Below are 13,013 nucleotides of genomic sequence, written 5' to 3'. Positions count from 1 at the left end.
ATCTCGCCGCCGAGCTGGTTGACGATGCGCAGGCTCACGGAGAGCCCGAGCCCCGCCCAACGGTTAATCCCCGCCGTGACCGCGCTTTTTGTCGGCGCCATGGCCCTGATCCTGGCCGGACTGGCGACCCTGGTCGTTTTGGGGCGCAACCATGTGCGCGGCGTTCCCGGGTCGGGACCGCGCCCGGACGTGTTTCCCCGGGCGGCCCTGGTGGTGCCCGTCACCGGAGACGCCCCGGGGGTGCGCGAGGCCCTGGCCACCCTGGTGCGCCAGGACTATCCGGGGCTGATCGTGGTTTTCGCCACGGCCACGGACGACGACCCGGCCGTGCCTCTGGTGGAGGGGCTGATCGGAGAGGGTTCTGGCCGGGTGTTTCGGGTCACGGCCGGGCTGGCCACGCGGTGCGGCCAGAAAAATCACAACCTGCTGGCTGGCGTCGCCTTTTTGCAAGGCCTGAGGCAGCGGCCCGACATCTACCTGTTTGGCGACAGCACCCACCTGGCCCGGCCGGATTTCGCCGCCACCCTGGCCGCGCCGCTGACTCGGGGCGAGGCGGTCCTGGCCAGCGGCTTCCACCGCGTCGAGCCCCTCTCCGACGCCCCCGGGGTGGTGGGCATGTTCGTCACCTGCCTTGCGCTGCACATGCTGCAATCCATCCGGGCCGTCACCCAGCCATGGGGCGGGGCCATGGCCCTGACCCGGGAGGCCTTCGAACGCTTTGGGGTGGCCGGGCTGTGGGCCGAGAGCATCGTGGACGACTGCTCCATGGCCGCCATGCTGCGCAAAAAAGGCGTGGTCTGTCGTCCCGTGGCCGGGGCGGCGGTCCTTTCCACGCCCCTTGCCGCCATGAGCCTGTCCCGGTGGAGCGACTGGCTGACCCGGCAACTCCTCTATCTGAAATTCTGCATGCCCGGGACCTGGCTCCCGGCGATCCCGGCGGCCCTGGCCCTGTCCCTGGTCCCGGTCGCGGCCGGGCTGGTCCTGCTCGGAGGGCTGGCGGGCCTTTTCCCGGCGGGGCTGACGCTGGCCTCGGCCGCTTTTGTGGCCGGGTTGGCCGGGCTGGGGCTTTTTTTCCGGGGCCTGTCCCCGCGTCCCATCCCCCGGGCGGCCTTTCTGGCGGGGTTCGCCATGGTCTTTCCCATGGTCGGCTGGTGCATGGGGCGAACGCTGTTCACCCGGACCATGGTCTGGCGGGACATCGCCTACGAGGTGTCCTTTTCGGGCCGGGTGCGGCGGATCATCCGGAAGGGATGAGCCGGGCGAACCCCCTGGCGTCGCCGTCCAACCGGCGCATCAGGGCCAGCGCCTCGGCCTCGGGCAGGGGCGGGAAGAAATAGAACCCCTGGATGCTGTCGCAGCGCAGTTCCTTGAGCGCGGCCGCCTGCCCCTCCTCCTCCACGCCCTCGGCCACCACATGCAACCCCAGGCTCTTGGCCAGGGCCACCACGGACTGCACGATGTCGCTGGCCTCCTTGTTGCGGCCGATCCCGGCGATGAACATGCGGTCGATTTTCAGCACGTCCACGGGAAAGGTCTGGAGATACGACAGGGACGAATAACCGGTGCCGAAGTCGTCGATGGCGATGAGGATGCCGGAGGCCTTGAGCTTGTTTAAGACCGTCAGGGCGTTTTTGGCGTTCTCCATGATGGCCGACTCGGTGATTTCGAGCTTGAGCCGGGAGGGCGGCAGGCCGGACTCCGTGAGCGCCTCCAGGATCCGTTCGGCCATGTCCGACTGCCGGAATTGCTTGCAGGACAGGTTGACGGACATGGTCAGATCCCTGGCCGGGGCGAGTTGCTCCCTCCAGGCGGCCATGGTCTGGCAGGCCAGACGCAGGGCCTGATGCCCGATCTCCACGATCTGGCCGCTCTCCTCGGCGATGTGGATGAATTCCGACGGGCCGAGCACCCCCCGGGACGGATGCCGCCAGCGCAAAAGGGCCTCGAATCCCAGCAGCCGGTAATCGACGGCGTCCACGATGGGCTGATACAGTAGGTGGAATTCCTCGTTCACAAGCCCCGTGCGCAGTTCGTTTTCCAGGTTCATCCAGGACATGGCCGCGGCCAGCATCTTGTCCGAGAAGACCTTGAACCGGTTGCGTCCGAGTTTTTTGGCGTCGTACATGGCGATGTTGGCGTTGCGCAGAAGTTCCTCGGCCCGCATGGGGCGCGGCCCGCCGAGCACGATGCCGAAGCTGGCCGTGACCCACAGTTCCTTGTCCTCGATGACGAAGGGGAACTTGAGCCGGTCCCGGATGCGCTTGACGATCTTTATGGCCTCGCCCAGGGACACGATCTCCTCCAAAAGCACGATGAATTCGTCGCCGCCGAACCTGGCCAGGGTGTCCAGGCCCCGCACGGCCTCGTTGAGCCGGGCCCCGCAGGAGGCCAGGAGCTTGTCCCCCACCAGATGCCCCAGGCTGTCGTTAATGACCTTGAACCGGTCCAGGTCGATGAACACCAGGGCGAACCGGGATTCGGGGCGGCGCTGGGCGCGCTCCTGGGCCCGGCTGATGCGGTCCATGAGCAGGCTGCGGTTGGGCAGGTTGGTCAGGGGATCGTGCAAGGCCTGGTAGCGCAGTTCCGTCTCCATGCGCTTGCGGTCGGTGATGTCGCTGGCGGCCCCGATGTACCCCCCGAATTCGCCGTCCAGGTCGTAAAACGGCCGTCCGTGGTCCGAGATCCAGCGATATTCCCCGGCGGCGGTTTTGATCCGGAGTTCCCGCTCGAAGGCCGACCTGGCGGCGCAGGCCGTGGCAAAGACGGCCTCGGCCTGTTCGCGGTCTTCGGGATGGATGCAGCGGGTAAAGCCCCGTCCCAGCTCCTCCTCAAGGGGGCGTCCGAAGAAGGTGAGCCAGGTGGTGTTGAAATAGTCGTGTTCGCCGCTGACGCCGCAACGCCAGATCATGACCGGAAATTTCTCGAAAAGGGTCAGGTGAAAGTCCCGGGATCGCGCCAGCTTGCGTTCCACCTCCTTGCGTTCGGCCACCTCGGCCTCCAGGCTGGCCCGGGCGGCCGTGAGTTCCTCCACCTTGTGCTCCAGGGTGCGGTTGGTGGCCCGGATCAGGCGGTAGAGTTCGAAGCTTTCCAGAGCGCCTGCGGCGTATTGCATGACGATGGACAGAAACGCCAGGGTGGTCTCGGGGATGGACTTGGGGTCTTGGTCGAGGATCCCCAGGAAAAATCCCCGGATGCGGGCGGTGGTGGCCATGGGGTGCAGGATCAGGCGATGGCCGCCGGTGCTCTTGAGGACCGGCTTTTTGCGGCTTAGGCACCAGGCGATGGACCGGTCCTCCACCAGCGTGTCCATGAGGGCGGCGACGGTTCCGGCCGCCTGCGGGGGGGATTGCCGGGCCGGGTAGAACTGCCCCGTGGCCTCGTCCACCAGATAAAACGAGACCGCTGCAAAACGCACGAGCCCGCGCGCCTTGCGTTCGGTTTCCTCAAGGATGGGGACGGGGGAGTCCACGGTGGTCAGTCCGATGTGATACTCGCCCAGGGCCGCCGCCGTGGTCAGGGCGTCGAGGGTGGTGTTGTAGACCGCTTCCAGATGGGACAGGCGTTTGGCCAGAAGCGCTGCGTCGTCCGGATCGGGGAGGGGGGCGTCGTATTTCATGGTTCCTCGATGAAAATGCGGGTGATGTCGTCAAGCTGGCTTTGGGCCTGGACCACGATGGAGGACAGGTCGTCCGGGAGAAGTCCCGTGGCCGTGAAGGCCTCCGCCGAGAGGGGGGGGACCGGGAATCCCTGGCCGCCGCCGTGGTCCATGGCGTGGGCGATGATGTCGGCCACATGCACCAGGGATGCCTCAAGGTCGGGTTCCGCTGTCGCAGGCTGATGGTGATGGGCCACGGCGCGGATCAGCCGCTCGGGGAATTTCCAGGCGGAAAGCATGGCCCCGCCGAGGGCGGCATGGTCGAATCCCCATATCTCCGACTCCACGACAAAGGGCGGGACGCCTCTGGACTGGGCCTCGAACAGGGCTGCGAACGTAAGCTCGGGCTGTTGGGCCACATAGGCCATGCGCCCCATGTCATGCAACAGGCCGGCCACGAAAAGCGGCTCCTCCTCCATGTCCCTGCGGCGCGCGGCCACAAGCCGGGCCGCCACGCCGCAGGCCAGGCCGTGGCGCCAGAAGGAGGCCACATCCATAAGCCGTTTGGGAATTTTTTTGAACAGGGTCATGGTCAGGATGCCCACGGCCATGCTGGTCAGACGGCTGGAGCCCACGATCATCACCGCCCGGCTAAGGCTGCCCACGCGCTCGGGAAAGCCGTAATAACTGGAGTTGACCAGCTTGAGCAGTTTGGCCGAGAGGTTCGGATCCTTGCCGATGGTTTCGGCGATGAACGCGGCAGAGCTTTTGGGATCGCGGATGACCTCAAGGATCTTGTTGAAGATGGCGGGCAGGGAAAAAAGCTGGTCCCCTTTGCGCACGATGTCGGCCATGGGAGGCGGCGTGGCGGGCCGCTGTCCGTGGCCTGTTCCGGCGGGGGGCTGGCGCGTGGGGCGTTCGGCGGGCTCCCGTCCGTGCAGGCTGGCCATGGCGTGGCGTTGCAGATGCAGGCGGGCCAGTTCGCGCATGGCCGGGTGGCTGGCGTCGCATCCGGAAAACAGGGCCCGGGTGCGGTTTTTTAGAATCGTCAGGGTGTTCTGGGGGATGGCCGCCAAGGCCTGGCGTTCGGCCTGAAGCCTGGTGACGCCCTCGATCTCGGCCGCCGCCACCCCCCACATCTTGCAGGATCGCAGGCAGTCCTCGGTCAGGGGCGCCCCCTTGGGCAGGATGAACCGTCCCAGGGGGGTGCGCAGATCGGCGGCCAGGATCATGCCGGGTTTGACATGTTCGATATGGAGCAGACCCATGGGGCGTAAGACCTCGTGCGGGTTAGCCGGTTGTCGCCCGAAACGCGCAAGTCCCGTCCGGGGTTAGGCGCCCTTTTGATCCTTGATGATGGTGGCGACGCGGTCGAGGAAGGCTTCAATCCGCTTTCCGTGATCGGGATCATCCTCCACAAAGGCCGCCCCGAAAAAGGCTTTGTGGTTTTTTTGCGCGGTGTTGGCGATGGTCGCGCGCAACCCCTCATCGCCGAACACCTCTTTCAGGGTGAGGATGGTCACCTTGTCCCCGGCCATGACGTTGAGTACCCCGCCGACGTCGTTTTTGTCGACCACCAGACGGCAGCCGCCGAGGCTGATGTCCACCATGAAGGCCAGGGTGTGGGCAAAGGGGTTCTCGAGCCGCACGGGAAGCAGGCAGGACAGCCGCTTGTGGCGGCGCAACTCGATTTTTTCCGTGCTCATGGGATAGGCCAAAAGCAAGAGCGCTGCGGGCTTGAGAATCGCGTGGAGGATCTCGGTATCGAACCCGTAGATGATCCCGTCGCATTCGGATTTGAGGGTGAGCCCCTGGCCGGGGAAAATCATCGTTCGGATGCCGGGGGCCAGGGGCATTTTGGCGATGATGTACCTGTAGGGCTCAACCCCGACGATCTTGCTGGAATACTTGGCGCCGTCCCGGGGGATTTGCAGCACCACGGGCATTTCCGCCCGCAATTCCACCTGGATGCCGGGGGATCGCTGCACGGAGGGCGGGTGGGCGGTGGTCTGGTCCATCCTGTTCTCCTGTTGCCCGGGGTGTTCCGTTTTCTGCCGACATCACTCGCCCTTGGCCGTCGCCGTTTCTTGGCCTCGGCAGGCCGTCACAGGACATCGCCAACGCGCCGTCGTCAAAAACGGTCAACAGGGCCGTGTTGAAAACAACCATGTGCCTCTGTCAACGTCCGAAACAGTGTTTCAATGTGCGGCCATGGTGATGCAGAATGAATAACTATGCAAAAAATATCGTTATTTCGAGATGGCAGGGGCTGCCCCATGCAGTCTAAGGTGATCTAAAAAACAGAATCAACTGTCGCCTGGAGAGACTTGGCAAAGAAGGTGAGGATGAATACGGCAAGACTTTTATGATGAAATTATAATATAGAGATTCGGCATGAACATGTCAATCCAGGAGGGAGTTCATCAAGAATGGCGAGTTTTCCATGCCGCCACCCCCCTTGTGCGGTGGGGTAAAATCGACTAGGCAGAGAGCTTGGCCGATCCCGGCTTCGTGGCCTCCGGCGGGGTGTTTTTGGAGAGCATATGGACAAGTCTCGCGTCCTTTTCGTTGATGATGACCCGGAAATGCTGGCTTCCTACCGACGCATCTTTCGGAAAAAATACGAGGTCATGACTGCGGGAGGGCCTGCCGAGGGATTGGCTGCGCTTGACGACGCCATGCGTTTCGCGGTGATCGTTTCGGACCTGCGCATGCCCGGGATGGACGGGGTGGCCTTTCTGGAGAACGTGCGCCAGAAAAGTCCCGAGACCGTGCGGATCATGCTCACGGGATACGCCGACGTGACGGCGGCCGTGGCGGCCGTCAACGCCAGCAAGGTGTTCAGCTTCCTGACCAAGCCCTGCCCCGAGGACGCCCTGGAGGCGGCGGTTGCGGCCGGGTTTCGCCAATACCAGCTGGTTGTGGCGGAAAAGGAACTCTTGCGCGGCACCGTGCGCGGCACCATCCGGCTGCTCACCGACCTCATGGCCATGGTCAACCCCGAGGCCTTCGGGAAGTCCTCCCGGGTGAAACGGTTGGTCATGGACCTGGCCCAATACATGGGACTCGCCGACCCGTGGCGGCTGGAGCTGGCGGCCATGCTCTCCCAGATCGGATGCGCGGCCCTGCCGCGCGACATCCTGCGCAAGGCCTATCAAGGCCAGCCCTTGACCGGAAATTTCGCCTTCGAGTTCGCCATGCACCCCAAGGTCGCCGCGGATCTCATCGCCAACATCCCCCGCCTCAAGGAGGTGGCGGAGATCGTGTCCTACCAGGAAAAACGCTACGACGGCGGAGGCTTGCCTCCGGGAGACGTGAAGGGGGAGGCCATTCCCCAGGGGGCCAGGCTGCTCAAGGCCTCCCTGGACTTCGACACCCTGGAGCGCATGGCTTCGGCCTCGGGGAAATTCGAGGAACCGGCCCAAAAAGCCCTGGAACGCATGCGCGGCCGCCGCGGCTGGTACGACCCGGCGGTGCTCGACGCCCTGGAGTCCATGATCAATTTTCCTGACGGGTACGAGCGGGCCCATCTGTTCGTCAGCCAGCTCAGGCCGGGAATGCTCCTGGATCAGGAAGTCCTGGATCTTTCGGGAGAGGTGCTTTTGAGCAAGGGGCAGGAGCTTGGGGCCATGGCCATCAAAAAATTGCGGGGGGCGCTTGGAGGCCGACAGGACGTGAGCGTCCGGGTTCTCGTGCCGCCGCGCGACAAACTGGAATTCGCGGAGCTTCTGGATGCTTGACGCCCAGTCGCCCCCCTCCGAGGGGAATACCGCCGCAACGCCGACCCGACCGGTTTCGGACGCCATCAAGGGGGTGTTTTCCACCCAGACCAAGGGGGTCATCGGGTTCGGGGCCACCAAGCGCAAGGTCAAGCAGCACATCTATGCCTTTGTGGAGGAAGAGCCCGACGGCTCCCTGTGCGTGCGGGAGCTCAACAAGCACTTCGTGCCCGTGGGCAAGTCCCGGTGGATCACCAAGGACGTCTTGCTCAAGGATTTTCTTCCCGAGCCCGACGTCTATCTGAACAAGGTGCTCCCGGCCATGCGCCAAGTCGAGGAGAGCGTGGAGAAGGCCGACGACCACCGGGTCAACGGGGAACTCATTTCCGCCGAATTCGAATACAAAAACGCCCTGCGTCTGGACGAAGAGCACATCCGGGGCACCTTCGGCCTGGGGCTCACCTATCTGGCCCGGGGCGAGACGGACAACGCCGACATCGTCTTCCGCCGGGTGGTGACCCTGGACGGGGCCTTCGACGAAGAACACAAGCATCTGTTCAACGAGTTCGGCATCCGGCTGCGCAAAAACGGCATGTATGCCCAGGCGCTGAAATTTTACAACCGGGCGGCCAAGCTCCTGAAGCGCGAGGATGAGCATCTGCTCTACAACATCGCCCGGACGTTTTACGAAAAAGGCCAGGGAAAGCAGGCCAGAAGGCTTTTGGAAAAGGCCCTGGTGAACAACCCGGACTTCGAGCAGGCCAGGGACTTTCTTGCCGTTCTCGAACGCGGCGGCCCTGTGCCGGGCGAGGGGGAGATGGAATCCGGGAACATGGACCTGGATCTGGAGGAGCCCGACAATTCCGGGCTTGCGCCATGACTGGGCACATCGGCGCCCATGTCGACGGACTCGACGCTTCCCTGGCCAGGGTCTTCGATGTCGTGCCGGACGGGTTGTGCATCCTTTCCGCCGATCTGGTGGTCCTGCGCATGAACCGGGCCATGGCCGGATGGTTTGCGGGCGGCGGCGATCCCGTGGGACGGTCCTGTCGGGAGGTTTTGTCCGCAAAGGGCTGCATGTGCGAGGACTGTCCGGCGGACATGGTTCTCACGGGACAGGCCTGCCGCATGAAGGAGCTGACCGTGCCGCTTCCCGGGGGCGGGTCGCGATATCTGGAGCTTTCGGCCACGCGTTTGCCGAGGGTGGACGACGGGCGCGGCGGGGTGCTGCTGTTCGCTCGGGACGTCAGCGTGCGCAAGGCCGCCGAGCGCGAGTTGCGCCAGGCCAACCAGGACATCGAACTGCTTTTGGGCTCCATCGGGTCCATCATGATCAGCCTCGACGGCGAGGGCGCCGTCACCCGCTGGAACCGGGCTGCGGCGGAGCTTTTGGGGCTTTCCGGACGCCAGGCCCTGGGGGGGCTGCTTTTCGATCTGGACATCGGCTGGGACTGGGAGCCCGTGCGGGAGGCCATCGAGACCTGCCGTCGCACGGGGGAGGCGGTGCGGGTGGACGAGATTCGGCTGCGCACGGCCGAGCAGGAGCGTTTTTTAGGGCTGACGGCCAACCCCGTCTCCTCCCCCGAGGGCCAGCCCCCGGGCGTGCTCATCCTTGGCCGGGACATCACCGGGATCAAGGTCCGCGAGGCCATGGCCAGCCACGAGATCAAGATGCAGTCCATCGGCCGCCTGGCTGCGGGCATCGCCCACGAGATCAACACCCCCATCCAGTACGTAAGCTACAACGCCGGGTTCCTGGAGGGGGCCTTCACCGATCTCCTGCGCCTGGTGGAGGCCTACCGGCAGGCCTTCGCCGCCCTGGGCCAGGCCGGAGACAAGCACGGCGACAGCCTGCCTCCGGGCCTGCGCCGGACCCTGGAGGAGGCCGAACGCGAGGCCGATCTGGACTATCTGGCCGCAGAGATTCCGGCCGCCGTGGCCAACAGCCGCAAGGGCATCCGCCAGGTGGCGGACATCGTGCGGGCCATGCGCCAGTTCTCCCACCCCGGCGGCGGGGAAAAGACCTTTTTCGACATCAACGCCGCCGTCAAGGACGCCCTTCTGGTCAGTCGCAACGAATGGAAGGAGACGGCCAGCCTGGTCATGGAGCTGGACCCCGAGTTGCCGCCGGTGTGCGGGCTGCCCCAGGAGATCGGGCAGGTGTTTTTGAACCTGATCCTGAATGCGGCCCAGGCCATGGAGGAGACGCGCGGGGACAAAACCGGCCTCCTCGGGACCATCACCGCCCGGACGGCCCGCGAAGGCGCATCCGTGGCGGTCGCCGTGGCCGACACCGGGCCGGGCATCCCCGAATCGGCGCGCGGCCGGGTCTTCGATCCCTTTTTCACCACCAAGGATGTGGGCAAGGGAACCGGTCAGGGCTTGTCTTTAGCCTACGCCGTGGTAGAACGGCATGGGGGAGACATCTTTTTCGAAACCACGCCGGGGCAGGGAACCGTGTTCACCGTCCGGCTGCCCATCGACGGCCCGCAAGGCAAAGACGCCGGGGCAAGCGGCTGATCCCCGCCCCTGCGTCCATGTGATCAACGTGGCCTGTCCGGCCAGCCGCGCGGCGAATCGGACGAGCCCTGCCAGATGTTCCCGCCGGGACAAAGGAGTGCGTGTGCCCCCCAGCGGACGCAGGATTTTATTCGTCGACGACGACCCCGAAACACTGGCCTCCTATGGCCGGGCTTTGCGCAAAAAATACGACCTGGACATGGCTCTGGGGCCGGTGCGGGGTCTGGAGGCCGTGGCCGAAAACGGGCCCTATGCCGTGGTGGTGTCGGATCTGCGGATGCCGGGCCTGGACGGGGTGGAATTTTTCTCCAGGCTGCGCAAGAGTTGTCCCGACACAGTGCGGATCATGCTCACCGGCTATGCCGACATCCGGTCGGCCATGGACGCCGTGAACACCGGCCATGTGTTCCGCTTCCTGGCCAAGCCCTGCGCCGAGGAGGAGCTCGACGCCGCCCTGACCGCCGCCATCGAGCAGTACGGGTTGGTCACGGCGGAGCGGACCTTTCTCAAAGGGACGCTGCGCGGCACCATCAAAGTGCTCACGGATCTTCTGGCCCTGCTCAACGCCAAGGCCCATGGGCGATCCGTGCGGGTCAAGCGCATCGTCCTGGACGTGGCGGGATATCTCGGCATCCCGGAGCCCTGGCGGCTGGAGCTGGCGGTCATGCTCTCCCAGATCGGCTGCGCCGCCCTGCCCGAGCGGATGCTTTCGGACATGCTGCAAACCGGGGAGCTCGACCCGCGCAGGCAACGGCTTTTCGACCAGCACCCGAGGATCGCCGGGGATCTGTTGATGAACATTCCCCGCCTCAACGAGGTGGCCGGGGTCATCCGCCACCAGGAAAAGCGGTATGACGGCTCCGGGCCTCCCCCGGGCGGCCCGAGCGGCCAGGACATCCCCCTGGGGGCCAGGCTTCTGAAGGTGGCCCTGGATTACGATACGTTGATCTCTTCGGGGCGCACCAAGGCCCAGGCCCTGGCGGCCATGCGCGGGCGCACGGGCTGGTACGACCCCCGCATTTTCGAGGCCTTCGCCACCCTGGCCCAGGCCCGGGAAGGTTTCACCCGCACGACGGCGCCGCCCGGGGAGGTCGTGCCGGGCATGGTCCTGGCCGACGACTTGCGCCTTGGCGGGGAGCTGGCGGCGGCGGCCGGAACCGTCGTGGACCATGATCTGGTCGCCAGGATCGCCCAGGCCGGGGAGGGCCTTCCCGAGGCCGTGGCGGTGTATGTCTCGCCCGAGGCCGAGAGTACGCTTTTTAGGCTGGAGCCGGAGCTTATGGAGCTGTTGCGGCGGGAACGCCGCGCTGCGGAGGATTGAGGCGGCTTCCTGGCGCGTACCGCGCCTGAAATTTTCGAGCCGGGGGGGCCATGGGCGCCGTGATGCGTTTAAAGACCGATCAGACTGCCAAGAGATACGAGAAGATCATTCTGGACTACTTCAACGAGGGCGGAGTGGTGTTGGTGTGCAGTGACGACGAGGCCTTCGTCAAGGCGTTGCGTTTCACCATCTCCCAACTCAAGCAGGATGTCCGCAGTGTCTGCCGGGAAGTCCAGGAATACGACGACGTGGTCACCCTGGCCGGGAAACTGGCCGAGAAGATCGCCGTGCCGCTGCTCGTCTTCCTGGAACGCCGCATGCACAAGGCGTCCTGCATCAAGACCGTCAAGGTGCTCAAGAACTTCTACGCCGACAAGACCAAGATCATCGTGGTCAGCAGCGAGACCTCCCGGGAAGAGATCATCCTGGCCCACGAGGTGGGCGCGGACAGCTTCATCACCAAACCCATCTCGGCCAACGCCATCATCGAGAAGGCGGCCTTCGCCATCCGTCCCAACACCCAGCTCGGGGTGCTCATGGACCGGTGCGCCGCCCTCATGGAGAGCGGGGAGCTGGCCGACGCCGAGACCCTGGCGGGGCGCATCTTCGAGATCAAGCCGGACAGCCTCAAGGGGCATCTGCTCATGGGCGACCTGGAGCTGCGCCGGGGCAACCACAAGGAGGCCGAGGTCCACTACCTCAAGGCCTACAAGAGCGAAAAACTCTTCATCGAGCCCCTAAAAAAGCTCGTGGACCTGAATTCGCAGACCGGCAACACGGACAAAAAGCTGTTTTTTTTAAACAAGCTCGACGTCCTCTCGCCGCTGAACTTCGAACGCAAGGTGGAGATCGGGGAAACCTACCTTGCCCGCGACGAGACCGACAAGGCCCGGGACTATTTCGAGCAGGCCAAGAAGGTGGTGGGCAAGGTGGCGGCGGACATGGTCAGCGAGTCGCTCATGGAGATCGCCCGCAAGATCGGCGAGAAGGACGAGGAACTGGCCCTGGCCTACATGACCGAGGCCATCGAGGCCAAGGGCCTGGAGTTGACCCGCGACGACCTGTGGATGTTCAACAACCGGGGCATCGTGCTGCGCAAGCAGGGGAAATGGAGCGAGGCCGTTGACAACTATGTCAAGGCCCTGAACCTAGCCCCGGGCGACGCCGGGCTGTATTACAACATCGGGGTGGCCTATGCCGATGGCCGGGTCTACGACAAGGCCTCGGAGGCATTTCAAAAGGCCGTGCAGGCCGACGGGGCCATCGTGCTGCAATCGCCATCGGTGGGATACAACATCGCCATGGCCCTGCACCGGGTCAGAATGCCCGTGGAGGCCAAGAAATACCTGGGCATGGCCTTGGACCTGGACCCTGGCTACGAGCCCGCCAAAAAGCTTCTGGAGAGTCTGTCCTGACGGGCGCGTCCCAAGCCGGTCAGTCCCGACAGTGAGCGCGCCAGGCCGGATGCAGGCGTATTTTTAGAAAGATGCGGGGGGCGTTTTTCAAGGGACGTCTTAACCGTGCCCCGGCCACTTGCCCGTAGGCCGCCAAGACGCTACCATTGCCCCCGTGCGCCGGATGGCGGCGTAACCCGACCCTGTCCAGGAGATGCGGCGGCCATGAGCGAACCCCTGCCCCTTTTCCCCGAGACCTACGGCTTCGTGCCGCTTTTGGAGAAGGTCCGGGCCTCGGTCCAGGCCGATGTGGCCCGGGTCGAGGCGTCCGGATCGGGCGTTTTGGCCGAAAGTCGGCGCATGGCGCCCCAACCTGCGGCCTCCGGCGGCGTGGCCGCGCCCGGAGAACTCTCCACGGGCCGGGTGGCGGACGCCGAGGCCTGACGCCGGGCCAGGCCCGCGCC

At 65.0% G+C, this 13,013-nt stretch carries 10 protein-coding genes; 7 read left to right on the top strand and 3 right to left on the bottom strand.

Going from position 1 to position 13,013, the window contains the following annotated elements; genetic code table 11:
* Positions 1-75: 75 nt before the first annotated feature.
* Positions 76-1,254 carry a glycosyltransferase gene (locus V3572_RS00260; protein ID WP_332108958.1) on the top strand — a complete coding sequence of 393 codons (1,179 nt, stop codon included), beginning with the start codon at positions 76-78 and terminating at the stop codon, positions 1,252-1,254.
* Here the strand turns inward: V3572_RS00260 and V3572_RS00255 are convergent.
* The 3 genes from V3572_RS00255 to V3572_RS00245 all read right to left on the bottom strand — a co-directional run bounded on the left by V3572_RS00255 (position 1,238) and on the right by V3572_RS00245 (position 5,613).
* Positions 1,238-3,616 carry a bifunctional diguanylate cyclase/phosphodiesterase gene (locus V3572_RS00255; RefSeq protein ID WP_332108957.1) on the bottom strand — a complete coding sequence of 793 codons (2,379 nt, stop codon included), beginning with the start codon at positions 3,614-3,616 and terminating at the stop codon, positions 1,238-1,240. The genes V3572_RS00260 and V3572_RS00255 overlap by 17 nt on opposite strands.
* Entirely contained in the window at positions 3,613-4,863 is a 1,251-nt protein-coding gene (locus V3572_RS00250) for an HDOD domain-containing protein (protein ID WP_332108956.1), read from the bottom strand. The genes V3572_RS00255 and V3572_RS00250 overlap by 4 nt, the downstream gene beginning before the upstream one ends.
* A 63-nt stretch (positions 4,864-4,926) precedes the next feature.
* Positions 4,927-5,613, bottom strand: a complete 687-nt coding sequence (locus V3572_RS00245; protein ID WP_332108955.1) for a flagellar brake protein — start codon at positions 5,611-5,613, stop codon at positions 4,927-4,929.
* Between the two features lie 525 nt (positions 5,614-6,138).
* Between V3572_RS00245 and V3572_RS00240 the strand changes: the two genes are divergently transcribed.
* The 6 genes from V3572_RS00240 (at position 6,139) to V3572_RS00215 (ending at position 12,993) form a co-directional block, all read left to right on the top strand.
* Positions 6,139-7,335 (top strand): HD domain-containing phosphohydrolase, encoded by a 1,197-nt coding sequence (locus tag V3572_RS00240; protein ID WP_332108954.1) that lies wholly within the window; start codon positions 6,139-6,141, stop codon positions 7,333-7,335.
* Positions 7,328-8,194, top strand: coding sequence for a tetratricopeptide repeat protein (locus V3572_RS00235; RefSeq protein WP_332108953.1), 867 nt, complete (start codon positions 7,328-7,330; stop codon positions 8,192-8,194). Before V3572_RS00240 ends, V3572_RS00235 begins: the two co-directional genes overlap by 8 nt.
* Positions 8,191-9,834, top strand: coding sequence for a PAS domain-containing protein (locus tag V3572_RS00230; protein ID WP_332108952.1), 1,644 nt, complete (start codon positions 8,191-8,193; stop codon positions 9,832-9,834). The genes V3572_RS00235 and V3572_RS00230 overlap by 4 nt, the downstream gene beginning before the upstream one ends.
* Positions 9,835-9,937: 103 nt before the next feature.
* Complete coding sequence (locus V3572_RS00225) at positions 9,938-11,155, top strand: HD domain-containing phosphohydrolase (RefSeq protein ID WP_332108951.1); 1,218 nt, start codon at positions 9,938-9,940, stop codon at positions 11,153-11,155.
* Between the two features lie 62 nt (positions 11,156-11,217).
* Positions 11,218-12,570 carry a tetratricopeptide repeat protein gene (locus V3572_RS00220; protein ID WP_332108950.1) on the top strand — a complete coding sequence of 451 codons (1,353 nt, stop codon included), beginning with the start codon at positions 11,218-11,220 and terminating at the stop codon, positions 12,568-12,570.
* A gap of 204 nt (positions 12,571-12,774) precedes the next feature.
* Positions 12,775-12,993, top strand: a complete 219-nt coding sequence (locus V3572_RS00215; RefSeq protein WP_332108949.1) for a hypothetical protein — start codon at positions 12,775-12,777, stop codon at positions 12,991-12,993.
* The last annotated feature ends 20 nt before the right edge of the window (positions 12,994-13,013 follow it).

This window comes from Desulfolutivibrio sp. (assembly GCF_036584575.1).
Lineage (GTDB): Bacteria > Desulfobacterota > Desulfovibrionia > Desulfovibrionales > Desulfovibrionaceae > Desulfolutivibrio.
Note: the sequence above shows the minus strand (reverse complement) of the source record. Positions and strands in the feature narration are given on the sequence as shown.

What these genes read in the sequence shown, in the direction of transcription:
- V3572_RS00255 (WP_332108957.1), bottom strand. Translation starts at nt 3,616, where the DNA reads ATGAAATACGACGCCCCCCTCCCCGATCCGGACGACGCAGCGCTTCTG.
- V3572_RS00250 (WP_332108956.1), bottom strand. Translation starts at nt 4,863, where the DNA reads ATGGGTCTGCTCCATATCGAACATGTCAAACCCGGCATGATCCTGGCC.
- V3572_RS00245 (WP_332108955.1), bottom strand. Translation starts at nt 5,613, where the DNA reads ATGGACCAGACCACCGCCCACCCGCCCTCCGTGCAGCGATCCCCCGGC.
- V3572_RS00240 (WP_332108954.1), top strand. Translation starts at nt 6,139, where the DNA reads ATGGACAAGTCTCGCGTCCTTTTCGTTGATGATGACCCGGAAATGCTG.
- V3572_RS00235 (WP_332108953.1), top strand. Translation starts at nt 7,328, where the DNA reads ATGCTTGACGCCCAGTCGCCCCCCTCCGAGGGGAATACCGCCGCAACG.
- V3572_RS00230 (WP_332108952.1), top strand. Translation starts at nt 8,191, where the DNA reads ATGACTGGGCACATCGGCGCCCATGTCGACGGACTCGACGCTTCCCTG.
- V3572_RS00220 (WP_332108950.1), top strand. Translation starts at nt 11,218, where the DNA reads ATGCGTTTAAAGACCGATCAGACTGCCAAGAGATACGAGAAGATCATT.
- V3572_RS00215 (WP_332108949.1), top strand. Translation starts at nt 12,775, where the DNA reads ATGAGCGAACCCCTGCCCCTTTTCCCCGAGACCTACGGCTTCGTGCCG.